The following is a 26,992-nucleotide window of genomic DNA, read 5'->3' as shown; positions in this document are numbered from 1 at the left end:
TATCTTAGAAAGAAAGATGAAAAGGAATGTCTTTTTGAAGCTAAGAAAATATATAGTGCAGAGAATTTAAGAGAGGCAAAGAGAAACTTTCAGTTATGGGAGAGCAAGTGGGGTAGACTTTATCCTAAAGCAGTAGAGTGCATAAGAAAGAACTGGGAGCAATTGACAGCTTTTTACAAGACTCCGAAGAGTTTATGGAAGAAGTTAAGAACAACAAACATAATAGAGAGGGCATTTAGGGAAGTAAGGCGAAGAACGAGAACTATGAGTTGTTTTAATAATGTTGAAAGTATTGAAAGAATAATTTTTGCAGTGATAAGCCATTTAAACGAAAAATGGAGGAATACACCTATTTATGAATTTACACAAAATTATTGACATTACCAAATAAAACTGATGATGCAAAAGTAAAAGTAAAAACATACAAGAGAAAAGTTTTGAATTTTTCTTCATAGACAAACATTATACGAAGAAATAGACTTATAAAAGCAAAAATTGTTGCAAGAATATTAAAAATCAAAAGTTGTGTAATTACATAAACAGAGAGAGAAATATAGTAAAAACCAAAGAGAATAAATGGCAGTATCATCCCCTTTCTTATTATTGAAGGAATAACATCAGAAAAATTTAAGGCTAACCTTTTTTGTTTGTACCATAAATGAAGATGAGCAAAACCTATAAATATAATGCCAGAGAATGCCAAAAAGTCGTATCTTTGAAATATAAAGATAACAAAAAGAATTATTGGTAATAAAAGATAGTAGAACTTAAAATTCAGTACTTTATTAAATCCATAGAAAGTTATTATTCCGATTAAAATGGTATTCAAACCAAATAAATATGAGTAAAAAATTCCCAGATATTCCCTGAAAAACACAAAAAGATTTAGGGTGAAATTTAAAAAAAGTACAGTGAAAAAATATTTAATAACTCTTTTATCCGTATAAGGTTCTATTTTGATTCGCCAGAAAAGAATGTAATAAAAAACTATTAAATGGAATAGGAGAAAAGAAACCCTGAAAAAATTGGATAAATCATCAAAAAATTGAGCATTCATTTTATCACTTCGTCAAATACTGATATTTGTTTATCAGAAAGTTTTAAATTTATATCCTTTGCTCTTTTCAAATTAATAATTCTCACATACCTGTCTGCGTCTTCCACATTCAACTCAGAAATGTTACCTGTTTTTAAAATATAGGAAGCAATCTCACCTGCTCTGTATCCCATATGATAAAAATCAACTGAAAATCCACCAAAAAAGCCAAGATCTACGAATTGTTTATTAACTGACAGATCAATCTTTTTTATTTTGACTGTGATTATTGATGCGACATCCTGTAATGTAAGAGCTTTCTCATCTTTTATGGACATTACGAAAGGAAAATAGGCAGTAATATCCTTTCTTTTATTCATTTCTTCTAAAGCTTTATTTAATTCTGAAATAGTTCCCAAAGGATAAAAAATTAGCCTGTTTTTAAAATCCGAGTTTTTAAGTTCATAGATAACCTGCTCTTTAAGTGCATTTCCCATAAAATCAGTTGAATAGAGAACAGCAATTTTGTCAACCTTACCAGATAGAACTTCAACAAGCTCAATCTGTTTTGGAATAAAGAGTCTTTCGTAAACACCTGTAAAGTTTTTAACAGGCTTTCTTCCTTCAAGAAAATGATACTTTTCATTGTAATGTTCTGGTGTAACATTTATTCCTGAAAATACAACAGGAATTTTACTACCCATTAAATGCTCTGCTACACACTGAAAGGCTGCGTCATCAGTTGTAAGAATTAAAGTAGTATTTTGAGATTCAACCCTTTTTATGAATTCATTACATCTACTTTCAAGTTCTTCTCTCTGAATTTTTCTCGAATTAAGATAAGTTATGTCTATTTTTAAATCTTTATTCTCTTTTTTTAATGCATCAACTGCTCCTTCAACCTGTGGCTGTCCGCATACATCTTTATCATCATAGCTTGAAAGAATAAAAACAGTTTTCTGCTCTGAGCATCCATAAAAAATGAAGAAAATAAAAAGTATAGTTAAAAATCTTGACATATAAATATTTTACTATTTTTTTAAATTTGTGAATAGAAACATATTCAAAAAATATTTTTTGTGAAATAAACATAAATTTGATATAATCGGCATATGAAATTAAAAATTAGCGATTTGATTATAATTTTCATATCATCACTCTTAATTCTTTTTGCTTCTTATATCTATCTTGACTTATTTCAGCAGGCAGTTTTGGCATATGGTTTACTATTTTTAAGTTGTTTACTTACCAGCAAAAAAGATAATGAATTATTAAGAGTTTTATATTATCAACAGGGGTTTTTCTAACTTTAAGATACTGGATTTTTAGAACTTTTCACACAATTGGTTACACAGGTGTATTTGATAGCTTTGCCATGCTATCTCTTTATATTGCCGAAACATATGCCATTATAATTTATATGCTTGGTATTTTTGTTAATATACATCCAATAAAGAGAACTCCGCCTTCTTTACCCGAGGATAAAAAATTACTTCCAACAGTAGATGTCTTCATTCCTACCTATAATGAACCTATTGATATCATAAGAACAACATTAATAGCCTGTAAACAGATTAAATATCCTCAGGACAAACTTAACATATTTCTTCTTGATGATGGTGGAACACTTCAAAAAAGAAATGATCCAGACCCAGAAAAAAGAGCTAAAGCATGGCAAAGATACGAAACCTTAAAAAATCTTGCCAAGGAACTTAAGATAAACTACATAACTAGAGAGAAAAATGAACATGCAAAAGCTGGCAATCTCAACAACGCACTCTGGCTTACTTCAGAGGGCTATTCTGATTCAGATACAAAAGGTTCAGAGTGGTATTTTTGTGGGCTTCCACCTCAAAAGGGTGGAGATTTAATTGTTATTTTAGATTGTGACCATGTACCAACCTCTGATTTTCTTGAAAAGACAGTGGGATTTTTCCTTAAGGATGAAAAACTATTTCTGGTGCAAACACCTCACTTTTTTATAAATCCTACACCTATTGAGAGAAACCTTGGCACTTATGCAGAAGCACCGGGAGAAAATGAGATGTTTTACAGTGAAATTCATAGAGGTCTTGATTTCTGGAATTCTTCCTTTTTCTGTGGTTCCGGTGCTGTTTTAAGAAGGAAGTATTTAGAAGAAGCAGGTGGATTTTCAGGAAAAACAATAACTGAGGATGCAGAGACTTCTCTGACTCTTCATAGTAAAGGATATACAAGTGCCTATCTTAGAAAACCTCTTATATGTGGACTCTCTCCTGAAACATTTGATGACTTTATAACTCAAAGAAGCAGATGGACACAGGGTATGATTCAGATATTAATGCTTAAGAATCCTTTTAAACAGAAGGGGCTTAAGTGGTATCAAAAGCTATGCTATACAAATAACTGTATTTTCTGGTTTTTTGGTTTGGCAAGGGTTATATTTATATTTGCTCCCTTGTTTTATCTTTTCTTTAGCCTAAGGGTTTATAATGTATCAATTGAGCAGATTTTATCCTATGCTATTCCACATCTTATCTGTTCATTAAATATTTCAAACTATCTATATGGAAAAGCGAGACATCCATTCTTTTCAGAGGTTTTTGAAACAGCTCAGAGTTTTTTCCTGCTAATGCCGACAATTGGTGCTATTCTTAATCCTAAAGCTCCAACATTCAAAGTTACTCCAAAGGGTGTAAGCCTGAAAGAGAGTGTTGTAAACAGAAGAGTATTAATTTTCTATGTTTTACTTGCTTTATGCATATTGGGAATTTATGCAGGTGTTAACAAATGGATATATTCACCCCTTGAAAGAGGTGCAGTTGCAGTATGTATATCCTGGACAGTCTTTAATTTATCTATGATCATAGCCTGCATAGGTGCTCTATATGAATTAAGACAGATAAGGCGATTTCACAGAATATCAACAAAAGAGCAAGCTTTGTTAATTATCCCAGACAAATTAAAAAGTTTTAAAGCTAACATAATTGATATTTCTCTTGGTGGATTAGCTTTAACAGTTGAAGATAAAGATTTTGTCCCTGAAATAAATACAAAAATTGAAATAGTAACATGGAATAGTTACGGTGAAGAGTTCAGATTTTTAACAGTTGTAAAAAGATTTAACATTGAAGAAAAATTGATCACTTTGGGAGTCAGTTTTCATGAGAGCACGGAAGAGAGCAAGATAGTTAAATATATCTATGGTGACAGTGGCAGATGGGAAAATTTCTGGGAAAGTAGAGAAAGAGCAAGAGGCATAGTATCTGGCTTTCTTTATCTACTTAAAACAGGATTTATAGCTATGGGTAGAAATATGAAAGGATTGATAAAATTTTTGTTTTCAGAGATAAAAAACTATAAAAAATTGGGGGTTTTATGGAAAGGATACGGATTTTTAAAGTAATTTTAATCCTATCTATATTATGTATTATTTTATCTTCAACAACTGTCTATTCCCAGGAAAACTTTAAACTAAATGTTCCCTTTTCCAAACTCGTTCCTGTTAATACAACTACACTGATGGGCTCTTCCAATCACATAAAGGTAAAAATTCCTATTCCAGAAAGATGGCAGGTAAAAAGTGCTGTTCTTAATCTTTCCTATGTTAATTCTTCTGCTTTGTTGCAGAACCGCTCAAGACTTGTAGTATGGCTAAACGAGCATCCTATTGCTCAGATTACTTTAAATCCTCAACTTCCTCAGGGTAAGGCATCAATTAATCTTCCAATTAATCTTTTAAAAAAGGGTTACAATGAATTAAACTTTACTGTTGCCCATCATTATACCCTTGAATGTGAAGACCCTTCATCTCCAGAACTGTGGACAACCCTTGAATTTGACAAATCTTCCTTTGATTTTGATATATCACTGAAAAAAGTGCCTGAAAATCTATCTGCTATAAGTGATTTTCTTTTTGATTCAAAAATCTTTGGTAAAAATGAAGTAAATATAGTCATTGGAGATAAAAAAGAAGAAACTCTTGAAATGGCATCAATCGTTGCTTCTTCCATTGCACTGAGATTTGAATACAGAGCTGTGAACTTCACAATCTCAGATAGCATAAAAAAGGGTGTTGACAATGTAATTCTTGGCAATGGTGAATTTGTTAAATCTCTAACAGGAGATGTATTAGAAAAAGGAAGTATTCTGAAAATCATAAGGTAATGTCAATAATTTTGTGTAAATTCATAAATAGGTGTATTCCTCCATTTTTCGTTTAAATGGCTTATCACTGCAAAAATTATTCTTTCAATACTTTCAACATTATTAAAACAACTCATAGTTCTCGTTCTTCGCCTTACTTCCCTAAATGCCCTCTCTATTATGTTTGTTGTTCTTAACTTCTTCCATAAACTCTTCGGAGTCTTGTAAAAAGCTGTCAATTGCTCCCAGTTCTTCCTTATACACTCTACTGCTTTAGGATAAAGTCTACCCCACTTGCTCTCCCATAACTGAAAGTTTCTCTTTGCCTCTCTTAAATTCTCTGCACTATATATTTTCTTAGCTTCAAAAAGACATTCCTTTTCATCTTTCAGGATTATGTATCTCTTCCAGTATCCATTCCTACGGTAAACTCTCTCTGGGGTTCTTTCATATTTTTGAGCCCCTGTAAGTGCTGTTATCTCCTCTTGTAATGCTAATTCAATAAACTTTTTCTTCATTAACTTCATTTTTTGTTCAAATTCTTCCCAGAAAGATTCATTAAAATTACTGTTGAATTCTTTCCATAAATCTGGTAATCTTAAATTAGTTAAAGGTTTTTCTTTCATGGATGTATTCCTCCTTTCTTTGTTTGATTTTTGGTTAATTTAATGGAGGATACACCCTCTTTTATTGCTCTGTCAATTTTACACATAAAAAATTTTACACTACCAAATCATAAACTACAGTGATGATCCCTATCACGCCTATATAATTATTAAGGGAGACAACTCTGATGAATTACAAAAGGCCGTCTATGCATTTGCCTCATTAAATTTTCCTTTTCCTAAGACAAAATCAATGAAAATAGATGATGTAAAAATATCACCTCAAATTCCACCTTCAGGCAAGGGAGTATTATTACCTGGATATGAATATTCATTTAAAGATGTAGGATTTTTTACAACCAACTTTAAGGGAGTGGGTGCAAAATCAACATCTCTTGACTTTAAGTTACCTTCCTATGTATTTCTCAAACCTAATTCTTTTTTATCTCTAAAAATTAACTTCAGCTATGGAAGTGGAATGAGAAAGGATAGTACCCTAAATATTCAGATAAATGGTAAATATGTAGCATCAATCCATCTTGATAATATCAAAGGAGGACTTATAAGAAACTATCTCATAGATGTACCTTTAAGTTTATTTAAGCCAGGATACAATGTAATTACTTTTACATCAGTTTTATCTCCTCTTATAACAGGCTACTGCGAGTTTGTTCAGACAGAGAATCTTCAACTTACTATTTTTGAAGACTCAAAAATATCAATTCCCTCTACACCATCATGGACAGCAATGCCTGATATATCACTCTTTTTCATCGATGGTTTTCCATTTTCAAAACCATCAGATTTCAGCAACACCGGAGTTTTGATTACAGAAAATGACAGTGATACATTATCTTCTGCCATAAATCTAATAGCTCTCTCAGCTCAAAAAGCAGGATATATTCCTTTTAAGATTAAGATTTCCTATGATAAAAACAAGTTAACTAATAAGAACATTATAATTGTAGGTTCTTTCTCAAAAATTCCAAAGGAATATCTTAAAGGTGCAGGAATTCAAATCCAGGAGGGTGGAAGTTTTGTATATTATCTTGTGAAGCATTTTGAAAAGGGTGAGTCAAGTCTGAATGTAAAACTCCGTTCATTTATTGGAAATATCTTTCCAATTCTTAAATCAAAATCAGAATTTATGTATAGTAAGTCACAGATTAGTTTTTCTGGAAAAGAAGAAGGCAAATGGGCTGTTATTTCAGAGCTTGAATCGCCTCATAAAAGCAGAAATACTGTTTTGATTGTAACAGCCTCTGACACAGAGTCACTTGCAAGGGTAGTTAACTCTCTATGGGAGCCTTCAGTGAGTGGTAAGGCTGCTGGAGCATTAACAGTTTTTGATCCTCAAAGTCCTGGAGAGACTATTTCTTCCTACTATTCTGATAAAGTCTATTATGTGGGTAAAATTGGATTTTTCTCATCATTGAGTGTATGGATTTATGCTCATCCAGTGATTTTTACAATTTTAATAGTCATCATAATATTAATTTTAGCCTACTTTATTTATAGAGCACTTAAAAATTTCAAGAGGAAAAGAGTTGGTGAAAGCGAAAGATAGGTTACTTTTGATTTTTATGATTCTTTTATTCTGTGAACTGACATTTGCAGACATGCTTTCTGAAAGGTGGAATTATTATAAAAAAACTTTCATCTCAGATGATGGAAGAATCCTTGACTTACAGAACAACTCTATAAGCCATTCAGAAGGACAGGGATATGGATTACTGCTTAGTGTTTTATTTGATGACAGAGAAACCTTTGAAAAAGTCTGGAAATGGACAAAGTTTAATCTTCAAACGAGAAAAGGTGACAATCTTCTTGCATGGAGTTGGGGGAAACATATATCAGGCAAATGGACTGTATTAGACTATAACAATGCTACTGATGGCGATAGCCTCATTGCCTATGCTTTATGTCTTGCTGGTAAAAGATGGGGCAAGTCCGAATACTTAGAGGAAGCCAAAAAGATTATCAGAGACATAAGGGAGTTTCTCATAGTAAAAAAAGATGACAACTTATATCTTTTACCCGGATACTATGGCTTTTACAGAGAAGACTCATTAATTTTAAATCCCTCTTATTATGTTCTTCCTGCCTATAAGGTTTTTGCTAAAGTTGAGGAGAGAAATTTCTGGGAAAATTTTTATTCTGAAAGTGTAAGTTTTCTTGAAAAAATCAGTTTTGGACAATACGGGCTTCCTCCTGACTGGATAATTTTAAAAAACAACGATATCTCCATTTTCTCTGAAAAAACAAATACCTTTGGCTTTGAGGCAATCAGAGTATTACTTTATTCAGTAATGGCAGATGAATGGCGAATTGTGGGGAAATTCAAGAAATTCCTCAGTTTAATTGAGAATGTTAACTATGTTCCTCAAGACATTGACCTTAAAGAAGAAAAGATTTCATCGCAGGATGGAATGGCAATGCATTATCTAATAGTATCAGCTCTGGCAAAAAAACTTGGTAAAAATGAGCTGGCTGAGGCATTAAAAAGCAGAGGATTAAAAAAATTAGAAGAGGAGAAAAACTATTATTCCTATACCCTTTCCCTGATAGTGCTTAAAGAGGAGGAGAGATGAAAGCACTATTTTGTTTTTTATTGATTTTTTTAATGGTTAGTGATCTTTACTCTCAAGAGGGAAAACAGGAAAATATTCTTAAGATTGAAAAGTTTGGAGATGAATCAAAGGTTTATCAGAGTCCTATGGAGACTGAAAAATTACCATCAAAAGAAGAAAGTATAAAAACAGAGAGAAAAGTAATCATAGAAAAACCTAAAGCTGAGCCGATAATGAAAAAAATTGAAACAAGAATATCAGAGAGTTTAGCTTTGAAAAAGGCATGGAAACTGTACGAAGATGGTAAATTTAACGAAGCTTCGGAGAGATTTAAAACTCTTTTAAACTCATCGCATAGGGATATTGCACTATCTGCAAGGCTTGGTTTTGCCTATAGTCTTAAAAATCTCAATTTGCACGATGAAGCCTTTGAAAACTTTGAATACCTTTACAGCAAAGATTACAAACAAGAGGAAGTTGTTAAAAACATGGTTGAGATATTACTTATAAAGCAAAAGTTTTCTGAGGCAGAGAAATATGCAGTTAAGCTAAATGAAGAGGATAAGAGTAGATTTCTAAAAATTATAGGAAATGAAAAGCTAAAGAAGAGTTTCAGAGAGATAGAGGGCAGCAGGGATAAAAGAGTGCTTTTAGAATTTTTGGAGAAAATTGAAAATTATCTAAATGAATGCTTAAGCCCTGAGGTTTTCTTTGAGATTGCAAAGGCATTAAAACCATTTGAAGAGAAGGAAAAAGCAAGGGATGTGCTGGAAAAATTACTATCCTGCAAGGCCGCGCTTGAACTAAGAGCAGGTATACTATATGAACTATCTTCTTTAATAGGCGTAGATGAAATGTTGATAACTGTTGAAAAAGAGGAGAAAGCTCATGAAGAGCAAGACTATTTAAAAAAGTTAACCTCTTTGAAGCTTGACCTTTACAGGAAAAAGCTTGCTTCCTTGGAGATTACCTCTTTAGAGATTGAAAAAATAGCAGAGCAAATTCTTAAGATTGATCCTGAGGATAGTTCAACAAAAGCCTTATTAGCATGGCATTACTACAATACAAGGCAGTATGAAAAGGCATTGAGTATTTTTTCTCAATTAAATAAAAAAGAACCTGAAAATGAAGATTATCTTGTCGGGATAGCCTACTGTTATAATGCTCTTGGGAAAGATGATGACTTAATTCATTTAGTTGAAAGTAGCAGTATTTATTCAGAAAAGCTTGCTCTTGTTAAGGCAGATGCATACATTAGAAGGGCTGATAAAAATCTCAGTGAAAGAGATTACTCAAAGGCTTTTTCAACAGTAAATAAACTGGCAAAAGCTGATGATCCAATATCAAAACAAAAGGCTGGCGAATGGTACTGTAAGCAGGGTTTTCCTGTATTAGCTTCTCATGTGGATTCCTTAAATGATAAAGCCTGTTATTTTAAAGAACAGTTTCCTCATTTAGAATTTGAGGGTTCTTACAGATTTAAATCAGGAGATAAAGGCTTTTCCAGATTAAAGGAATTTAGCGTGCCTTTATCTTTTTACTATCCTCTGAGAGAAGGGCAAAAGCTAAGCTTTAGAATTATTCAAAGATATGTAAGTTCAGGCTCTGCAGGTGAAAATCCCTATATGGGAACTTTTTATAATTATCTTAATGGACAGGCACAAAAAAATAGTCCTGTTTATTCAAAATGGCTTATTCAACCTGAAATAGGCTATGAGAAAGAGGGCTATCCCCATATCGACCTGTCTATTTCTACAACACCTTTAAATGGAACGGTATCTGCCATGCCATTGTTTAATCTCAATCTGGATTATAGAGATTTCTGGATAAATTTACATCAATCCTCTGTACAGGAGTCCATTCTTTCTATTCAGGGGCAGAAGGATCCTTATAGTAATGACAAATGGGGTAGAGTGATTAAAACAGGTGTTCAGTCAGGCTTAAATCTAAATATTCCAGCACCATACTGGTTTTCAATTTACGGTGAGTTTAATTATCTTTGGGGCAAAAATGTCTGGGAAAACTACTCTCTGGAAGGTAATCTGAGCTTTGGCAGAACTTTTTCAATAGATGAAACAAGAGAGTTTGACATGGGAATTTTTTATGTTATTCAGCATTTTAGAAGAAACACCAACTTCTTTACCTTTGGTCATGGAGGATATTTCAGCCCTCAAATTTTTCACATGGTAGGTCCTACTTTTAGATACAAAATAAAAGAGTGTTGTGGATTGAGCCTTGATATAAAGGTATCAGCAGGATACATTTACTACAGAACTGACAGCTCTCCCCATTATCCAAAAATTTCAGGCAGTGACTCCTATTTCAATGCATCAGCTCTTAATGACATTAGAGGTAACTATGAAGGTGAGAGTAAATCAAAAATTGGTGGTAGTATAGATGTGAGATTTAGGAAGAATATTAACAAAAACTTATCCTTTTTTACATATGGAAAGGGCAATGTATCAGGCGGATATAATGAATGGAATGCAGGCTTGGGATTAATATATTATTTCATGCCCTGAGAAGTAATTTGTCTGAATTTGAAAATGGTATGATGTATTTAAAAATTAACCTGAGGAGTATGCTATGAGACTAACTATTTTTTCACTATTTTTGCTTTTATTTTGTATTAACTCTGTAGAGGCAAGTTTTCTGGAGGACTTTTTTAAAGGAGTGCAGTTGCCTCAGCAGAGTCGTGAAGACAGTGATACAACAATTGCAGGGCTTAAAGAAGCTTTATCTATCGGCACAAACAATGCAGTTTTATCAGTTTCAAAAGTTGATGGATATTTCAAAAACGAAGCAATCAAAATTCTGCTACCAAAAAATATTCAGAATATAGCAAACATATTAAGTAAAATAGGTTATCAGAAAGAGGTTGATGAGTTTATTTTAAGTATGAATAGAGCAGCTGAAAAAGCAGCACCAAAAGCAAAAGATATTTTTATTACCGCAATAAAAGATATGACAATAGAGGATGCTATTAAAATTTTACATGGAGGAGATACGGCAGCAACAGATTATTTCAAGTCAAAGACCTTTGATAAACTCTATGAAGCCTTTAAACCAATAATTTCCAAAAGCATGAATGATGTTGGAACTACAAGAGCTTATAAAAACATGACAGAAAAATACATATCCGCTGTTCCTTTTTCTGGTTTAGAAAGCTTTGACCTTGACCATTATGTCACAACCAAAGCTCTGGACGGTCTTTTTTATATGATAGCTTTAGAGGAAAAAAAGATCAGAACAGATCCTGCTGCAAGAGTAACAGAGCTTTTGAGGAAAGTATTCGGTAGAGAGTAATTTATAAAAAATAAGGGGATATCCTTAGACAATATCCCCTCAAATTTACATTAATGTATTTATTAATCAAAGGCTTCTTTTGTTTTCCACACTTCCCAAACTTTTCCAACAAGGTCTGGACCGGGTTTTAAAGTAGCTTTCCCTGGTTTCCATCCTGAAGGAGTTGCTTCTGTACCTTTTGACTTTCTTACATGTTGAAAAGCCTGTATTTGTCTTATAGTTTCAAGCACATTTCTTCCAACAGGAGGGGTAAGAATTTCATATCCCTGAATAACTCCGTCTGGATCTATAATAAATCTTCCCCTTGTCTCAACTCCTGCGTTTTCATCATAAACTCCGTATATTGTACCTACTTTCCCTCCAGCATCTGATAACATGGGGAAGGGAACTCCGCCTTTAACCATTTTACTTAATTCATGGTCATTCCACATTTTATGAACAAATATGCTATCAATACTCATTGATAATACTTCAACACCAAGCTTTTTGAATTCATTGTATTTTTCAGCAACTGCTGAAATTTCTGTAGCTCAAACAAAGGTAAAATCTCCTGGATAAAAACATAATAAAACCCATTTACCAAGATAATCAGAGAGTTTAACATTAACGAATTTGCCCTTGTAATAGGCAGGAGCTATAAAATCTGGTGCTTTTCTACCCACCATAATCATACTTTTCACCTCCTTCTCTTTTGTTGAAACTTCATCAGATTCTTTCTTTAATGGTTCTTCCCCTACAGGACCACCTGTAGGTCTTGCACAACCAACTTTTAATTCTTCGGGCATATAGTATCTCACCTCCTTCTCTAATTTTTTTGGATTATATCAATTATAGGCAAAATTTGCAACATGAAAAATATTAATAGTTTTTATCTATATAAACTAATTACAACAATGGCTGTGAGAGAATAAAAAATGAAAGTAATTGGATAAAATGGGGTAAGTCTATAAAGATACTTACCCCATTAAATATTAATATTGAAAAACTTTTTTACCAATATCTGTTGAGTCTTTAGTTTTAGATGAATCAGATGCTCTTTCAGTTGATATATAATCTTTTTCTTTAAGTTCAGTTTCATACTTTGTCAGCCATTTTTCAAATTCTTTCTGATCCTTAGGTCCCCAAATCCCCATCTTAACGCCTTCTATTATCATGTCATATACTGCTTTTTCAATGGCTTCCTGAACAGCCATTTCAACAGGTTCATTTGCTGCTATACCTGCTTCAGCTTCTAATAATCGGTTAAGTCTTACAAATCTAAAAATTCCTAAAGACAACATTTGAGACAAAACAGTTTTTGAAGTTTGTACGGTTTTCAAAACAGCTCCATTTTTTACAGAAACTGCTCTCAAATATACGGTTACCCTGTCAACTCTGTACTCTGCAGAACCTCCAGCACCAAAGTATTTTGCCCCTATTCCTCCTGTCGTTACATTAGAATCATAACCTATTATTCCTCCTTCAAAGAGAATACCTGCATAAAGAAGTGGTGGAAGAGGTTCAAAGTTTTTCTTCTGTTCTTCTGTAAGATAAAGGTCTCTCATCTGAAGCACGATTTTTCTTTCCTGAAGAAGATTAGCTAATCCTTCTCTCTCTACAGGGATAAACCAGCCACTATCTTCAAGTGCTTTTATCAGTATTGAAGTAGCACCTTGAGTAACTGCAGTAGAGAAATTTGTAGCATTTCCCGGTGCTTTATATTGACCTGTCTGATCACGAAATTTATATACTGCAACAGGGATAGGTTTTTCAGGCTTTGGTAAAGATATAAGGTCTTTATGAATTGATGTTATATATTCAGGTCCACTTGTTGCTCTCAGTGATGCATTGTTCGGAGTTATGGCCATGCATCCGAAGAAAAGTAGAGGAATAAATATTATCAATAAAAGCTTGAAATTTTTTAATCTAAACATTGCATTTTCCTCCTCTAAGGCGTATAAGGTATTTGAAAAGTGGTCTGTCTGCCTGTTGAAGGATCAGAAACTAATAATGTAATTACACGGTTTACTGAATCCTTTGTAACATTTACAGTTAGTCCACCTATTACATAAGTTCCGTCTACTAAATTTGCGCCATTATTTTTATATGCCTCGTCAAGTATAGCACTTAAATATTGAGCCTGATACATTGGTTCAAATTGTTCAAGAAGAGGTTTCTCTTCCGTTTTTTCTTTAAATTTGTTTTGAAGTTGTGCCTGCTGTAGTAGAAAAGAACCATTCAGTGGATTCCCTCCAAAAGACGGGCTTACAAACTGAAAGATTAATTCACTGCAATTTGCTTCGCAAGTAATAAAAACAAACAAAATTAATGCAGCTATAACACTTAATAGTTTCATTTTATTCTCCTCCTTTTTCTATCTAATTTTGTTTTCTTCCTCTAAATATTTCTCGTATTCTTTCCAGTTTTGAAAAAAATAATTAACTATCTGAGTTGCTTCTTTAACTTTTTCTTCTATATCATCATATCTTGAACTTACAAAGTTTTGATATACAACATTGTCATTAATTGAAACTGTCACTCTGCTACCAAATTGAGGGTCTACTATTTCATCCACAGTAATATCAAACTTGCCGTCAATACCCATTAAAGGTTCTAATGTAAGATAAAAGAGTTCGTAAAAATCTCTTCCAATTTTGGTCTTTGTTTTATCAATAATTAATCCTTGTATCTGGGCTGAAGATACAGAAAAGCTAAGTATAAGCAATAATGTTACACATAAAAATATTTGTAATTGCCTAATCACTTTTGTTACCTTTCACAATAAAATCTCTTGCAATCAAGTTATTGTCTTTATAGGCTTCAAGAATTATATTGTAATTATCATACTCTAAGAGGTTAAAAACAATTTGAGAGTCGCATTTTTTTTCTTTAGCCTTTAATAAAACTACATTTGACTGAATACTTCTGCTTGTGCCAGCTTTACCTTTTTTTTCAGCTGTTATTTTCAATATGAGTTTTGTCTCTTCTGCTGTATTATTCTTGCAGCATGCCTTGATTATTAAGTTAGAATTAACGATTTCCTTCACAAGCCATGCTTCATATTCTTTCTTTTCTTCCCCAAAAGAGTTAGAAAAAAGTGAGACGGAAATCAACACTGTTCCAATTAAACAAAACAAATCTTTCATCACTATATTCTCACTGAATAATTATATTCAAAACACCATACCCGATCTGGGTTAAATTACTCTTATTCCCTGTTGTTCCTGTTAACCCCTGAAATTGATATGCCCTGTTGTAAAAACCAATCTGAACAACAGAAGCTGAATTAAATGATGTATATTGATTCTGTACTGCCGTATTCCCCACACCAAATTGTTTGGCTGTTGCAATATTACCATTTCCACTTTGATTTTGAACTATACTGTTAAATGAACCTACTTGCTCTGCATATACATAATTATTTATACCAGTCTGGTTTTGGTAAGCTGAATTTCTATATCCGAACTGTAAAATACTTGCATAATTTCCAAATAGAGCAAAAATCTGTTTAATTACTGCATTATTTTCAAAACCTTCTTGCACTATAGATTCTTTATTAATACCTGATGTTTCAATATTAGCTTCATTATTAAATCCTATCTGTTCAATCTGAGCTGTTGCACAGCCTTTATATCCATCATAACCGCAATCAAATGCATGTGTTATAACGGGTAGAACTAAGATTAGACAAGATGCTAAAATCTCTTTCGCTTTCATTTCAACTACCTCCTTTTAATAAATGGGGCGGATTTTGTCCGCCCCGAAAACACTCAGCACAGATTGACTAAAATTATGTAAAAATTACTTCTGGAGAATTGATGCTGCATTGGCAAATCCTGTCTGTGATATTGTACCAGTATAATTAGAACCTCCCATAGTTCCCTGGGAAATTGATGCTGTATTGCACATTCCATTCTGACCTATAGAAGCTAAATTATGAGAACTATACTGATCAACAGAGGCTTTGTTGCCAAACCCTTCCTGTGTAACAAAGGCTGCATTATAGTCAGCAAAAAATCCTTGCTGATTAATACTTGCCTGATTATTCCATCCTTCTTGGTTAATCATGGCCTTATTATGGTCAGCAAAATTTCCCTGAACTATAGAGCCCTTATTACCTATTCCATTCTGATCGATAACTGCCAAATTGGAAGCCCATGAACCTCCACTCTGTTCAATAGAAGCCTGGTTAAAACCTCCAACCTGAGTTATTTCTGCTTCAGTACAACCATAATATCCACTTGAACCACATGTATTACAGTTTGAACATGTTGCCATACTCATTGCTGGAATACCAAGAATTAGTACTAATGCTAAAATAATTTTTGTAAGCTTTGTCATGTCTTTCACCTCCTTTCTTTTCTAAGTTTTTATGCTCTGTGCTGAGCCTGTTCTTGGTTTAAGATTACACTAATATCCAGATATAAAGCTATTAATCACATGGTCATTTTTAAGTAACTAACGATTGAACTAAGGATAAAATATAGATATCTAACGAGAGTTGTAAATGTAAAGTTTGATTAATTGGGATCTATTTTTTATGTCTAATTTTGCAAAGATTTTGTGTAAATGTGATTTTACTGTTTGTTCGCTAATAAACAAATTTTTAGCTATTTCCTTATTTGATAAACCTTCACAAACATATTGAATAATTTCACTTTCTTTATCTGTAAATTTAATTTTTCCAATTTTATTTTCATCTCCAAATTCTCTATTTATAAGAGCCTGCACCAAATTATTACTTATCCAAGTTTGACCCTGGGCGATAACTTTTAACGCCTTTATAAATTGTTCAATACCAAAGTTATAAGAAAATATTCCTCTTAGTTTATATTTAATGAGGCAAAATACAAGATCTTCATTTTTGATCCCTGTATCAAGAAGTAAAAATTTAGATTTTGAATATTTATTCACTAAGTCTTCTGTTAAGTTATGAATATCTGTTACTACTATATCTGGTGTAGATTTAATACTTTCAGACTCAGAGAGGATTTCAATATCACTAACACTCTCAACATATTGACATAGAGCATCATTTAAAAGTTTAGATTTTATTTTTATCAGGATTACCATATTTAAATTATAATTAATTTACTGATGTATAACAACCAACTTAAGATTTAAACCTTTAGTTTTGAAATTTTAAACAATATTTCAAATTTGTATTGATGCTTAACAATTTTATGGTAAATACCTTTTAAATTGTTTTATAATTTTAAGATTTTTTCTAAAAGGGAGCTTAAAATGAAGATACCTGTTTCTATTCCTGCTGAAACATTCAAAATACGGGCAATTGATATGGTTGTCTTTTTCTTTATTTTGGTAATTCTATCTTTTGTTATATATATTGCCTCTCAATGGAGCACACCCTATGACAGAACAGTAGAGATAAATCTCAACCCGTCAAATATTCCAGCCTATGCAATTCAGTCTCTCGCAAGAATTTTTTCAGCCTATATACTTTCACTATTATTTTCTATATGGTATGGATATACAGCTTCAAGAAGTAAGCTGCATGAAAAGATAATGATTCCCCTTCTTGATATTCTTCAATCCATTCCTGTGCTTTCTTTTTTGCCGGGTGTTGTCTTAGCAATGATAGCTCTCTTCCCGGGAAAAAGAATTGGGCTTGAACTTGCCTGTGTTCTTCTTATTTTTACTGGACAGGTATGGAATATGACTTTTAGCTTTTATCACTCAATAAATACAATTCCAAAGGAATTAAGAGAAGTAGTGAAAGTTTTTAAAATGAACAAGTTTTCAAAATTTTTAAGACTTGATCTTCCCTTCAGCGCAATAGGACTCATCTGGAACAGCATGATGAGTGTGGCAGGAGGGTGGTTTTTTCTTATGGCATGTGAGATGTTCATCCTTGAAGATAAAGATTTTCGTCTTCCAGGAATTGGATCTTATATTCAAACAGCAGCAAACCAGGGAAACATTGAGTGTGTGATCTACGGACTTGGCACAATGATAGTTTTGATAATTATTCTTGACCTTTTTGTATGGAGACCTCTTATTGTCTGGTCTCAGAGATTTAGACTGGAATCTGTCCCTCCAGAAGATGAAAGAGAATCTTTTGTACTTAATCTCTTTTCGGGTTCTGTTTTTATTAAAAAATTTGGAGAATTTATCAGTAGTACGATTAATAAAATAGAAAAATTAAGTTATAGAAAATTTGCTTTTTCGGAAAATACATTTATTAATAATTTAAGCAAACTCTTAGGAATTGCCTCTTTAATAGTTATCTTTATAGCAATTATATGGGCTCTTTTTAAGTCTTCTTATCTATTTTTATCAGTCAATCTAAATGATATCATAACCATAATAAAAGCCTCCTTTTATTCATTGTTGAGAGTTTCAGTGGCTCTATTAATTGCTCTTGCATGGACTCTTCCAGTTGGTGTTTACATTGGATTGAATCCTAAAGCTGCCAAAATCCTGCAAGGAATTGTTCAGATAGCAGCAAGTGTGCCTGCCACAGCAGTTTTTCCTGTTATACTCTTGTTTCTAATTAAACTTGGTGGAGGACTCGATATAGGTGCTATATTTCTTATGCTTCTTGGAACCCAGTGGTATCTTCTTTTTAACATAATTGCTGGAGCAAGCGCTATTCCAAAAGACTTAATTGATATCTCTCGAGCTTATGGAATTAAAGGATTCAGAAGATGGAAAACCCTTATACTTCCAGGAATTTTTCCCTATCTTATTACAGGACTGATTACTGCAAGCGGAGGAGCATGGAATGCCACAATTGTAAGTGAATATGTTTCTTTTGGTGGTGAAATTATCCATACCACAGGACTTGGTGCATTGATAAGTCAATCTTCTGCTTCTGGAAATTTTGGACTTTTACTATTCTCCACATGCTTTATGTCCATGATTGTTGTTTGTATAAATAGATTTCTTTGGAAAAGACTTTTTATTTTAGCTAAAAATAAATATACTCTGGATTAGAAATATGGAAAAAGAAATCATACTTGAGACAAGAGGAATTAAAAAATCTTTTATGGTTGGTAAAGGCAGAGAAATAACTGTCTTGGAAGATATTAATCTCAGAATCTACTCAGGTGATTTTGTCTCAATCCTTGGACAATCGGGGGCTGGAAAATCAACTCTTTTAAGAATAATTGCAGGACTTGTTGAGCCAACTGAAGGGGAGGTTCTATACAGAGGAAAACCTCTAAAGAAAAGCAATGCAAAAATAGCAGTGGTTTTTCAGAGTTTTGCTCTTTTTCCATGGTTTACCGTATTGGAAAATGTCAAAGTAGGACTTGTAGGACAGGGATTAGATGAAGAACAGATAAAAGAAAAGGCTTTAAAAGCAATTGATCTTGTTGGACTTGACGGATTTGAAGATGCCTATCCAAGAGAATTAAGTGGTGGAATGCGTCAGAGAGTTGGAATTGCAAGAGCTCTTGCTGTTGAACCAGAAGTTTTGCTTATGGATGAACCATTTTCAGCTCTCGATGTGCTTACAGCTGATAACTTAAGAGGTGATATTATTGATTTGTGGAGAGATGGTAAAATGCCAACAAAGTCAATTATTCTTGTCACTCACAATATTGAGGAAGCTGTGAGTATGTCAAGCCGAGCTGTTGTATTAAGTCATAATCCAGGGAAAATTAAGGCTGAAATACCTATTGAAATGCCTTATCCAAGAGATAAAAATTCAAGAGATTTTAAGTTTTTGTTAGATAAAATTTATACTGTGCTTATAAAATCACCTGAAGAAATTCCTTTCCTGCTTGCTGCAGGTAGATATCAATTTCTTCCTCATGCAAAAGTTGGAGCAATCGCAGGACTTATTGAACTTGTTCATGACAAGGGTGGAAGGGTTGATATCTATGCTTTAAGTTCAGAATTGAGCATGGAAGTTGATGATATTTTCCCATTGATAGAAGCTTCTGCAATTCTTGACTTTGGAGAGATTAAAGAGGGTGACTTTATTCTTACTGAAAAGGGTAAAAAATGGGCAGAGGCAGATACTCTTGAGAAAAAAGAAATTTTTAAAGATTCTGTCCTTCAAAATGTGCAACTAATTAAACAAATAATGCAGGTTTTATCAACAATTTCAAAACACAGAGTTTCTGAGGAGTTTTTTATCGATATTCTTAAGAATCACTTCACTCCAGAGGAATCATGGAATCAGCTTGAGACAGCCATAGATTGGGGAAGATACGCAGAACTCTTTGTATATGATTATGATGCTGGAGAGCTCTACCTTGAAGCACCAGAAACAATTGATATGTGAGTTTTCAGATTTAGTTGGAATAATTCCTTTTTATTATGACTGTAAAGGTAATTACATAGAAATATCTTTAGAAACAAAAGCTCAGATACTTTACTCAATGGGATTCAATCCTGAACAAGCCAGTGATTGGATTGATTACTTTAAAAACTACTCTCGTTTTTTAGAGCCTGTATATGTTATTGAACCAGAAGAACCTGTAGAATTAAAAGGCTCAGAGGAAGTTTTCGTTGAAATTTACCCTTTAGAGGAATTAGCTCAGAGTTCATCAGAATACCTCCACCCTTCGGTCGATTCAACCGCCCGCCACCCTTTGGGTGATTCAACCGCCCTAACGGGCGATTCAAAGTTCAAAGTTCAAGGTTCAAACGCCTCACGGCGATTCAAGGTTCAAGGTTCGAGGTTTAAAATTCCTTCACTGCCAATAGGCTATTACAGAATGATAGCTTCTACCAAAGATTCAACCTATGAAACAGTTTTAATAGTTGTTCCAAAGCATTGTTTTATTCCTGATAAAAACAAAACCTGGGGTATCCATTGCAATCTCTGGAGTTTTAAAGAAAACTCAGAGGGAAATTTTTCCCAATTGAAAAAACTTGCAGAATATTTAAGCAATGAAGGAGGTTTTTTAAGCATAAATCCATTGCATTTCAATGATCCTGAAGACATTTATGGAATTAGTCCTTATTCAGCTCTATCAAGGGAATTTAAAACACCTCTTTATTTATCAAAATGCTCTGTGAAAGTAAAAAATGAGGAATTTTTTGAGTATTCTTCTGTCTGGAAAGAGAAAATGCAATGTTTAAAAAAGGATTTTGAAGCATTTTATAAAAAATACATTAATGGAGATGCAGAGGAATTTATTGCCTATAAAAATAAACTCTGTCCTGCAATCAGAGAAGACTTGAAATACTTTGCTGTGTTCTGTTTTCTTAGAGAAAAATTTGGGAAAGACTGGCAAAACTGGAATCCTCAACTTCGCTGTGCTGACACACAAATCCTGAATAAAATTTACAGAGATAATGAAAAAGAAGTTCTTTTTTATGAGTATCTTCAATGGCTTGTTGATAGTGAACTCGAAGAAATTAGAAAATACCCAATTTTAGTTGATATGGGTTTTTGTTCAATTAAATCCAGCTTTGATGTATGGCTCAATCAGGAGCTTTTTGCCCTTCGGGCAGAGTATGGAGCTCCTCCCGATGATTTTAATCCAAAGGGACAGAAATGGGGCGCACCTCCTCTCATTCCCTTTAAATTGAAAGAAAAAGCTTATCTTCCTTTTATAAAAATTTTAAGAGCAAACATGAAAACAAAACTTCTAAGAATTGATCACGCCCTTGGTTTATTCAGAGCTTACTGGATTCCTGAAGGCTCTACTCCACAGAACGGTGCCTATGTAAGGTATCCATGGAAGGACCTTCTCGGCATCATTGCACTTGAAAGTCAACTGAACAGAACAGGCATTATTGGAGAAGATCTTGGAACAGCAGAAGATTGGATGAAAGAAGAACTAATTAAAAGAAAAATATGCTCATGGAGAGTCTTTTATTTTGAAAAAACACAGGAAAAATACAAACCATCAACTGCTTATCCAGAATACTCTTTATGCAGTATAACAACCCATGATCTACCCACATTTAAAGGATTCTGGCATGGTAAAGATATAGAGTTGAGAGAAAAGTTTAAAATTTATGATGAACAACAGGCTCAGAATGCCCTAATAGAGAGGCAAAAGGATAAAGAAAAAATTATCGCTCTTTTGAAAGAAGAAGGATTATTTCAGGGAGAATCAATTGAGGAATTACTTTTTTCAATAATAAAATTTCTCTCAAAAACTCCTTCAAGATATCTACTTTTGTATCTTGAAGACATACTACTTATGGAAGACCAGACAAACTTTCCAGGAACAACCACTGAGTATCCTAACTGGCAGAGAAAGCTTCCAAAGGCATTTAAAGAAATCATAGAATTACCCAATTTCAGAAAAATTCAAGCTACTTTAAAGGAGTCTGATCGGACTGTTCTTTCTGATTAGAAGGATTTTGTTGATCCTCAACCAATACAGGCAATGATTCTTCTTCATGAGGCTCTGTATACTCTTCCTTGATTATCCCTCTTTTCTGCATTATAAAATAAATAAGATTTGCTCTTTTTTCAACAAATCTTGAATTACCTGCAGGACTGTATTTAATTGGATTAGGTAAAGATGCAGCCAACCTAGCAGCTTCCATCGGAGAAAGCTCTGATGCTGATTTGCCAAAATAATGCCTTGCTGCTGCCTCGGCACCAAAAATTCCCTCACCCCATTCAGCAACATTAAGATATAGTTCAAGAATCCTCTTTTTTGATAGAGTCTTTTCAAGTCTCCATGTAATTATTGCTTCCTGAATCTTTCTTACAGGATTCTTAGATGGACTGAGGTAAAGATTTTTGGCAAGCTGTTGCGTAATTGTGCTTCCTCCATATTTAAGCTTTTTTTCTTTTATGTCCTTTTCAATTGCTTTTTTTATACCTTCAATATCAAAGCCTGAATGCTTATAAAACTTGTCATCCTCACCAATGAGCACAGCTTTAACAAGATATTGTGAAATTTTGTGAAGAGGCACCCATACTTTTTTTATTTTTACTTTTTTACCTTCCCTTTCCCATTGCTCAATCCTATACTTCATCATTGCAGTCAAATCTGGATTTTTCCTCTTTAGAGATGAAACATCTACCATAAAAGGATAAACAACTATGTAGATGAGATAGGCTATGGTAACAAGTATTATAATTCTAAAAAGCCATTTAAACATCTTCATATTTTATCACTCAGGCAGATGATTTTCTCAAATTAATGAAAAAAGCATGTTTTTTTATAGGTAATTTTAGGCAATGTAAATATTTTGTGTTATAATTAGTAATAGTTTTGAAAAGGAGTTTTTATGCCATTTGAAGAAGGATGGTGCTGCAGAAAAAGATTTAGAGAATGTGGATTAAAATGGACACAAACAAGGCAAGCCATAATAGATCTTTTGCATTCAAAAAAAGGTCATCTAAGTGCTGAAGAAATTTTTATTGAAGTTAAAAAGCTTTATCCAGGAATAGGACTTGCTACTGTTTACAGAACATTAGAACTTCTAACAGAGCTTGGAATTTTAAGAAAATTTGACTTTAAAGATGGAAGAGCTCGCTATGAATTTATTGCCGGGAAAGAGACAGTTGAACATTATCATCTTGTATGCAGAATCTGTGGAAAAATTATTGACTATGAAGTAGATCTTGAAAAACAACAGGATCCCCTTAAAGATTTAAAAAACATTCTTACTGAGAGGTTTAATTTCTCAATTGAGCGTTCTGATATTCAGTTTTTTGGACTCTGTGATAGATGCAAGTCTCTTTCACAAAAGGATTAAGTAGGTCATTATATCAAATAATTCGCAGAAAATTCAGGATTTCAATTCATTAATTAGCTTCTGTCTTAATCCAGAAATTTCATTGAAAAATGAAAATAGAAATAACTCCAGCCGTGATTACTACATAAAACATGCTGATTCTTCTTAAGAGGCAGAAAAAACTTATGAGAACCATTAAAATCTTTATCCAGTCCCAGCTTACAGCAGTAGCAAACTTAATTGTTGCAAAGAGTAGAAGTCCTGAAAAGGATGCTAAAAGCCCTCTTTTTGCTCTGATAAATATCTTCGAATTCTTTATTTTTTCTGAAACCTCAGAGGCAAAAGCCATAATTAAAAAGGAAGGAGTAAAAACTGCCACTGTTGCAATCGCAGCTCCGATAAATCCTTTCAAAAGATAACCAACAAATGTTGCAGTAATTACAATGGGTCCTGGAGTTACCTGTCCAAGAGCTATTCCATCCATGAATGTTTTCCAATCAATCCATCGGAGTCTCTCAACAAACTCATGCAACATCAATGGCAGAGAAGCATACCCACCTCCAAAGGCAAAGAGGTCTATCTTCATCATTAGCAAAGCAAGGTTAAAACAGGTTTTATCAAAGAAAAAAAGAAAAATTAAACCTGAAAATACGATTAAAAAAAGAACTCCTAAGCCTTTGAGATTTAAGACTTCTGAATTTTTATGGTCTATTATTGCTCTGTCTTTAAAAATTAATTGAGAAAGAAGAAAACAGGCTATGATTATCAAAAATGGATTGATTTTAAGGGAAAAAAGCAAAAAAGAAAGAATAGCTACTGCTATTTCACCTTTAGACTTAATGACCGGTTTTGCGAAACTGAGAAAAGCATTTGCAACTATTGCAACGACTACTACCTGTAGTCCTGTAAAGACTGATATAACCTCTGGAATTTTATGAGTTTTTACATAAAGAGATGATAAGATTAGCATAAGCAAAAAAGCAGGCAAACCAAATCCTGTAAAACTTGCAACTCCACCAAGAATTCCTCTTGTTTTCAATCCCACATAGGCAGCTACCTGCATGGCTGTAGCACCTGGAATTGCCTGAGCAAGAGCAACCCCTTGCTGAAAATTTTCTTTATCAAGCCATTTCTTCTTATCAACAGCAAGCTCTTTAATGTAGGCAACCATTGCAGGACCACCAAAGGCAGTTAGTCCAAGCTTTATAAAGGAGATAAAGATTTCAGTTAGTTTAACAATCAAACTTCGTCACCACCCGCTATTGGAGGGAAGAGGCTTATTTCATCACCATCTTTTATTTTGATGGAAAGATCGTTAAGAATAACTCCATTAAGAACAACTATAAATGGTTTTTTATTTAAGCTTAAAAATTCAATTAATTGGCTTACTGTAACAGGCTCTGAAGACTCAAAAATAATGTCTCCTCCCTCATTTTTTGGAAATTCTCTGTCTGATTTTATTCCACCAAATAGTTTTACAGTAACTTTCATAGGAAAATTGAGGAGCCTGCATAAAGCAGGCTCCAGATTTAGTTACCAGTTAAAAAGCTGATCAAGCTCTTCGTCTTTAACCTGAAATACTACATTATGAGGAGGAATCGGCTCTTTGTAGAAAAATCTCGGAAGTCTGTCGTGCTGCTTTGTAAAGCCTGCACGGAGGTTAAAGTCTCTTTCAAATTTGAGAACCCTTTTACCATATTCAACAACATCCTTATCTGTCATGTTCCAGCCATAGAAAGCATTGAGCATGTCAAGTAATGCCTGATTTGTCTCTGGCTGGTCAAGTAAGGCAAAAGCAATAAACAGGCACATTCCTGTTGAATCTATAAAAGCTGTTGCAATCTGAAGATTACGGGAAAGATCAACCTGTCCTTCAGGCTTAAGAGGATCAACAAATCCACCGGTCTTTAAAACATTCAGAGCAATTGAGTATCCTGCTGTGTGATCTGCACCCATTGGGCTTGTTGCATAGGTAACGCCAATTCCCTGAACTGCTCTTGGATCATAGGCTGGAAGTGCCTGTCCTTTAACAACCGGAACTCTTTCAACTCCGAAAGCTTTGCCAGTAAAGGCTGCACCATTTCCAATAATTCTTCCTAATGGAGTTCCTTTTCCTACTTCATGAATTAGATTAATTGCTTCATCAGCATCGCCCCAGTTAAGAAGTCCTGCTTCCATGGCAACTGCTATTGTTGCACCCATCTCAATTGTATCCAATCCGTAGTTGTCACAGAGGAAGTCCATCATTGCAATCTTATCTATATCATCAATACCACAGTTTCCACCCAGTGCCCATACTGTCTCATACTCAGGCTGTTTTGTAAGATAGTGTCCATCTTTGTCATGATAAATTCCTGAGCAACGAATCACGCATCCGCGGTGACAGCCATGAGTTGGATTGCCTCCTCTTTGTTTTTCAAGTTCTGCCTCAACCTCACCGCTTATCTTTCTTGCTCCTGCAAAACGTCCTTCTTTAAAGTTGTATGTTGGATATGCTCCGACTTCATTAATTATGTTTGTTAATATATTTGTTCCATAGGCAGGAAGTCCCTGACCTGTAACTGGATGTTTCTGAAGTCCTGCTACAAAACGTTTATTGGCATCTTTAAATGCTTCAGCATCCTTTGGCTGTCTTGGTGTTGTTCCTGCATCATCAAGAACAATAACCTTTACTCCCTTTGACCCCATTACAGCACCAACACCACCTCTTCCAGCATGTCTTGTCGGTCTTAATTCCATATCTGTTACAGCAACAGAAGCACCTGAAAGTTTCATCTCGCCTGCTGGACCAATGCTTACACAGGCTATCTTTTCTCCATACTCTTTCTTCATCTTCTCAATGAGGTCATAGTTGGGAAGCATCTTAAGTGAGTTGTCTTTTTCAATCTTTACTCCATCTTTGTTAATGTAAATTTTATAGGTATCATTCCCTTCAGGTTTTCCTTCAAGAACAATTGCTGCAATACCAAGTCTTCCAAGAACCTGTCCTGCCTGCCCTCCTGCATTTGCCTCTTTGATTCCTCCTGTAAGAGGGCTTTTACATCCTACAGATACTCTTCCTGACATAGCAGCTGCTGTTCCACCAAGAAGTCCAGGAGCAATTACAAGTTTATTATCAGCACTCAGGGGATGACAGAGTGGGTCAACTTCCTTTGAGACAATTGCAGATGTAATTGCTCTGCCTCCAAGACCTTCATATTCACCAAGCTCTTCAAACTTTGCACTTGGTGTTCCAGACATGTTAATTCTTAAAATCCTCATACTGCACCTCCTTTGGTTTTATTTAAAAGCTTTTTAAATTTTTCTACTGTTAATTCTGCATCTTTAAGTATGTTAGATAAAACTTTGGGATGGAGTATTTTACCAGAATGGTACGGGACTGTAACTCTTTGTCCGTTTTTATTTTTATATATTTTATGACTTCCACTTTGTCGGGATAAAGTAAATCCCATTGTTTCTAAAACCCGTATTACTTCATTTGCGGTTACTCGTGGTATCCTTTTGCTCATACTGGCACTTCCATCAATGTAAAGCTTATTGATTCTACTTGGGGTATTTCTTCACCTGTTGCCATTCTATCCTCGATGTGCAGCCGAATTGCATCTTTGATATTTTCTATCACTTCTTCATAAGTATCACCCTGAGTATAACAGCCCTGTAACTCAGGACAGTAAGCAAAGTATCCATTTCTATCTTTTTCAATTACTATTGAAAATTTATAAACCATGTTTCACCTCCTTTCTTTA

28 protein-coding genes are annotated in these 26,992 nt (G+C 33.9%); 11 read left to right on the top strand and 17 right to left on the bottom strand.

Annotation, left to right across the window (positions count from 1 at the left end; translation table 11 throughout):
• A partial coding sequence (locus TAGGR_RS10620; protein ID WP_173636695.1) for a transposase occupies positions 1-378 on the top strand: 378 nt, incomplete at its 5' end.
• On the opposite strand, the gene TAGGR_RS04035 is transcribed toward TAGGR_RS10620, so the two are convergent.
• Both TAGGR_RS04035 and TAGGR_RS04030 read right to left on the bottom strand, forming a co-directional pair.
• Positions 362-829: a hypothetical protein gene (locus TAGGR_RS04035; protein WP_153000440.1), complete on the bottom strand. Its 468-nt coding sequence runs from the start codon at positions 827-829 to the stop codon at positions 362-364. The two genes, TAGGR_RS10620 and TAGGR_RS04035, sit on opposite strands and share 17 nt — an antisense overlap.
• Positions 830-1,053: 224 nt before the next feature.
• Entirely contained in the window at positions 1,054-2,055 is a 1,002-nt protein-coding gene (locus TAGGR_RS04030; RefSeq protein WP_059176064.1) for an ABC transporter substrate-binding protein, read from the bottom strand.
• A gap of 356 nt (positions 2,056-2,411) precedes the next feature.
• Here TAGGR_RS04030 and TAGGR_RS04025 point away from each other — a divergent pair, with 356 nt between their 5' ends.
• Together TAGGR_RS04025 and TAGGR_RS04020 are read left to right on the top strand one after the other, a co-directional pair.
• Positions 2,412-4,421 (top strand): glycosyltransferase family 2 protein, encoded by a 2,010-nt coding sequence (locus tag TAGGR_RS04025; RefSeq protein WP_059176063.1) that lies wholly within the window; start codon positions 2,412-2,414, stop codon positions 4,419-4,421.
• Complete coding sequence (locus TAGGR_RS04020) at positions 4,394-5,182, top strand: cellulose biosynthesis cyclic di-GMP-binding regulatory protein BcsB (RefSeq protein WP_059176062.1); 789 nt, start codon at positions 4,394-4,396, stop codon at positions 5,180-5,182. The genes TAGGR_RS04025 and TAGGR_RS04020 overlap by 28 nt, the downstream gene beginning before the upstream one ends.
• 2 nt (positions 5,183-5,184) lie before the next feature.
• Here the strand turns inward: TAGGR_RS04020 and TAGGR_RS04015 are convergent, their stop codons facing one another.
• Entirely contained in the window at positions 5,185-5,787 is a 603-nt protein-coding gene (locus tag TAGGR_RS04015; protein WP_059175833.1) for an IS256 family transposase, read from the bottom strand.
• A gap of 232 nt (positions 5,788-6,019) precedes the next feature.
• On the opposite strand from TAGGR_RS04015, the gene TAGGR_RS04010 reads away from it, so the two are divergent.
• The 4 genes from TAGGR_RS04010 (at position 6,020) to TAGGR_RS03995 (ending at position 11,642) form a co-directional block, all read left to right on the top strand.
• Positions 6,020-7,333, top strand: coding sequence for a cellulose biosynthesis cyclic di-GMP-binding regulatory protein BcsB (locus TAGGR_RS04010; protein WP_059176061.1), 1,314 nt, complete (start codon positions 6,020-6,022; stop codon positions 7,331-7,333).
• Positions 7,317-8,357, top strand: a complete 1,041-nt coding sequence (locus tag TAGGR_RS04005; RefSeq protein WP_059176060.1) for a family 8 glycosyl hydrolase — start codon at positions 7,317-7,319, stop codon at positions 8,355-8,357. Before TAGGR_RS04010 ends, TAGGR_RS04005 begins: the two co-directional genes overlap by 17 nt.
• Positions 8,354-10,858 carry a cellulose synthase subunit BcsC-related outer membrane protein gene (locus tag TAGGR_RS04000; RefSeq protein ID WP_059176059.1) on the top strand — a complete coding sequence of 835 codons (2,505 nt, stop codon included), beginning with the start codon at positions 8,354-8,356 and terminating at the stop codon, positions 10,856-10,858. Before TAGGR_RS04005 ends, TAGGR_RS04000 begins: the two co-directional genes overlap by 4 nt.
• Before the next feature lie 64 nt (positions 10,859-10,922).
• Positions 10,923-11,642 (top strand): DUF4197 domain-containing protein, encoded by a 720-nt coding sequence (locus TAGGR_RS03995; RefSeq protein WP_059176058.1) that lies wholly within the window; start codon positions 10,923-10,925, stop codon positions 11,640-11,642.
• A 62-nt stretch (positions 11,643-11,704) separates the two neighbouring features.
• Here the strand turns inward: TAGGR_RS03995 and prxU are convergent, their stop codons facing one another.
• The 8 genes from prxU to TAGGR_RS03950 form a co-directional block, all read right to left on the bottom strand.
• Complete coding sequence (gene prxU, locus TAGGR_RS03990) at positions 11,705-12,427, bottom strand: thioredoxin-dependent peroxiredoxin (RefSeq protein WP_269083321.1); 723 nt, start codon at positions 12,425-12,427, stop codon at positions 11,705-11,707.
• Between the two features lie 186 nt (positions 12,428-12,613).
• Positions 12,614-13,555, bottom strand: coding sequence for a CsgG/HfaB family protein (locus TAGGR_RS03980; RefSeq protein WP_082673546.1), 942 nt, complete (start codon positions 13,553-13,555; stop codon positions 12,614-12,616).
• 14 nt (positions 13,556-13,569) lie between these two features.
• Entirely contained in the window at positions 13,570-13,977 is a 408-nt protein-coding gene (locus TAGGR_RS03975; protein WP_059176055.1) for a curli assembly protein CsgF, read from the bottom strand.
• Between the two features lie 18 nt (positions 13,978-13,995).
• Entirely contained in the window at positions 13,996-14,385 is a 390-nt protein-coding gene (locus tag TAGGR_RS03970) for a CsgE family curli-type amyloid fiber assembly protein (protein ID WP_082673545.1), read from the bottom strand.
• Positions 14,378-14,767 carry a hypothetical protein gene (locus TAGGR_RS03965; protein ID WP_059176053.1) on the bottom strand — a complete coding sequence of 130 codons (390 nt, stop codon included), beginning with the start codon at positions 14,765-14,767 and terminating at the stop codon, positions 14,378-14,380. The genes TAGGR_RS03970 and TAGGR_RS03965 overlap by 8 nt, the downstream gene beginning before the upstream one ends.
• A 10-nt stretch (positions 14,768-14,777) precedes the next feature.
• Positions 14,778-15,338, bottom strand: coding sequence for a hypothetical protein (locus TAGGR_RS03960; protein WP_059176052.1), 561 nt, complete (start codon positions 15,336-15,338; stop codon positions 14,778-14,780).
• Positions 15,339-15,422: 84 nt separating this feature from the next.
• A complete protein-coding gene (locus TAGGR_RS03955) occupies positions 15,423-15,962 on the bottom strand; it encodes a hypothetical protein (protein ID WP_059176051.1) in 540 nt (179 codons plus the stop codon).
• Between the two features lie 150 nt (positions 15,963-16,112).
• On the bottom strand, positions 16,113-16,694 hold the full coding sequence (locus tag TAGGR_RS03950) for a helix-turn-helix transcriptional regulator (protein ID WP_059176050.1): 582 nt from the start codon (positions 16,692-16,694) through the stop codon (positions 16,113-16,115).
• A gap of 171 nt (positions 16,695-16,865) precedes the next feature.
• On the opposite strand from TAGGR_RS03950, the gene TAGGR_RS03945 reads away from it, so the two are divergent.
• The 3 genes from TAGGR_RS03945 to malQ are packed head-to-tail and all read left to right on the top strand — an operon-like array spanning position 16,866 to position 21,907.
• A complete protein-coding gene (locus TAGGR_RS03945; RefSeq protein WP_059176049.1) occupies positions 16,866-18,578 on the top strand; it encodes an ABC transporter permease in 1,713 nt (570 codons plus the stop codon).
• Between the two features lie 4 nt (positions 18,579-18,582).
• Positions 18,583-19,875 (top strand): ABC transporter ATP-binding protein, encoded by a 1,293-nt coding sequence (locus TAGGR_RS03940; RefSeq protein ID WP_059176048.1) that lies wholly within the window; start codon positions 18,583-18,585, stop codon positions 19,873-19,875.
• Positions 19,847-21,907 carry a 4-alpha-glucanotransferase gene (gene malQ, locus TAGGR_RS03935; protein WP_161936171.1) on the top strand — a complete coding sequence of 687 codons (2,061 nt, stop codon included), beginning with the start codon at positions 19,847-19,849 and terminating at the stop codon, positions 21,905-21,907. The genes TAGGR_RS03940 and malQ overlap by 29 nt, the downstream gene beginning before the upstream one ends.
• Here the strand turns inward: malQ and mtgA are convergent.
• Positions 21,867-22,673 carry a monofunctional biosynthetic peptidoglycan transglycosylase gene (mtgA, locus tag TAGGR_RS03930; protein ID WP_059176046.1) on the bottom strand — a complete coding sequence of 269 codons (807 nt, stop codon included), beginning with the start codon at positions 22,671-22,673 and terminating at the stop codon, positions 21,867-21,869. The genes malQ and mtgA overlap by 41 nt on opposite strands.
• Before the next feature lie 123 nt (positions 22,674-22,796).
• Here mtgA and TAGGR_RS03925 point away from each other — a divergent pair, with 123 nt between their 5' ends.
• Entirely contained in the window at positions 22,797-23,267 is a 471-nt protein-coding gene (locus TAGGR_RS03925; protein ID WP_059176045.1) for a Fur family transcriptional regulator, read from the top strand.
• A gap of 79 nt (positions 23,268-23,346) precedes the next feature.
• On the opposite strand, the gene chrA is transcribed toward TAGGR_RS03925, so the two are convergent.
• Genes chrA through TAGGR_RS03900 form a run of 5 tightly spaced genes read right to left on the bottom strand, consistent with a single transcriptional unit; the run spans position 23,347 to position 26,973 of the window.
• Complete coding sequence (gene chrA / locus TAGGR_RS03920; RefSeq protein ID WP_059176044.1) at positions 23,347-24,489, bottom strand: chromate efflux transporter; 1,143 nt, start codon at positions 24,487-24,489, stop codon at positions 23,347-23,349.
• On the bottom strand, positions 24,486-24,737 hold the full coding sequence (locus TAGGR_RS03915; RefSeq protein ID WP_059176043.1) for a MoaD/ThiS family protein: 252 nt from the start codon (positions 24,735-24,737) through the stop codon (positions 24,486-24,488). The genes chrA and TAGGR_RS03915 overlap by 4 nt, the downstream gene beginning before the upstream one ends.
• A 42-nt stretch (positions 24,738-24,779) precedes the next feature.
• A complete protein-coding gene (locus TAGGR_RS03910; RefSeq protein WP_059176042.1) occupies positions 24,780-26,507 on the bottom strand; it encodes an aldehyde ferredoxin oxidoreductase family protein in 1,728 nt (575 codons plus the stop codon).
• Positions 26,504-26,755 carry a type II toxin-antitoxin system HicA family toxin gene (locus tag TAGGR_RS03905; protein ID WP_059176041.1) on the bottom strand — a complete coding sequence of 84 codons (252 nt, stop codon included), beginning with the start codon at positions 26,753-26,755 and terminating at the stop codon, positions 26,504-26,506. Before TAGGR_RS03905 ends, TAGGR_RS03910 begins: the two co-directional genes overlap by 4 nt.
• The gene (locus tag TAGGR_RS03900) at positions 26,752-26,973 is read right to left on the bottom strand and encodes a type II toxin-antitoxin system HicB family antitoxin (protein ID WP_059176040.1); all 222 of its coding nucleotides are present in this window, start codon (positions 26,971-26,973) and stop codon (positions 26,752-26,754) included. Before TAGGR_RS03900 ends, TAGGR_RS03905 begins: the two co-directional genes overlap by 4 nt.
• Positions 26,974-26,992: the final 19 nt, after the last annotated feature.

It is taken from the genome of Thermodesulfovibrio aggregans, from assembly GCF_001514535.1.
Lineage (GTDB): Bacteria > Nitrospirota > Thermodesulfovibrionia > Thermodesulfovibrionales > Thermodesulfovibrionaceae > Thermodesulfovibrio > Thermodesulfovibrio aggregans.
This window is presented reverse-complemented; position numbering and strand designations above follow the sequence as displayed.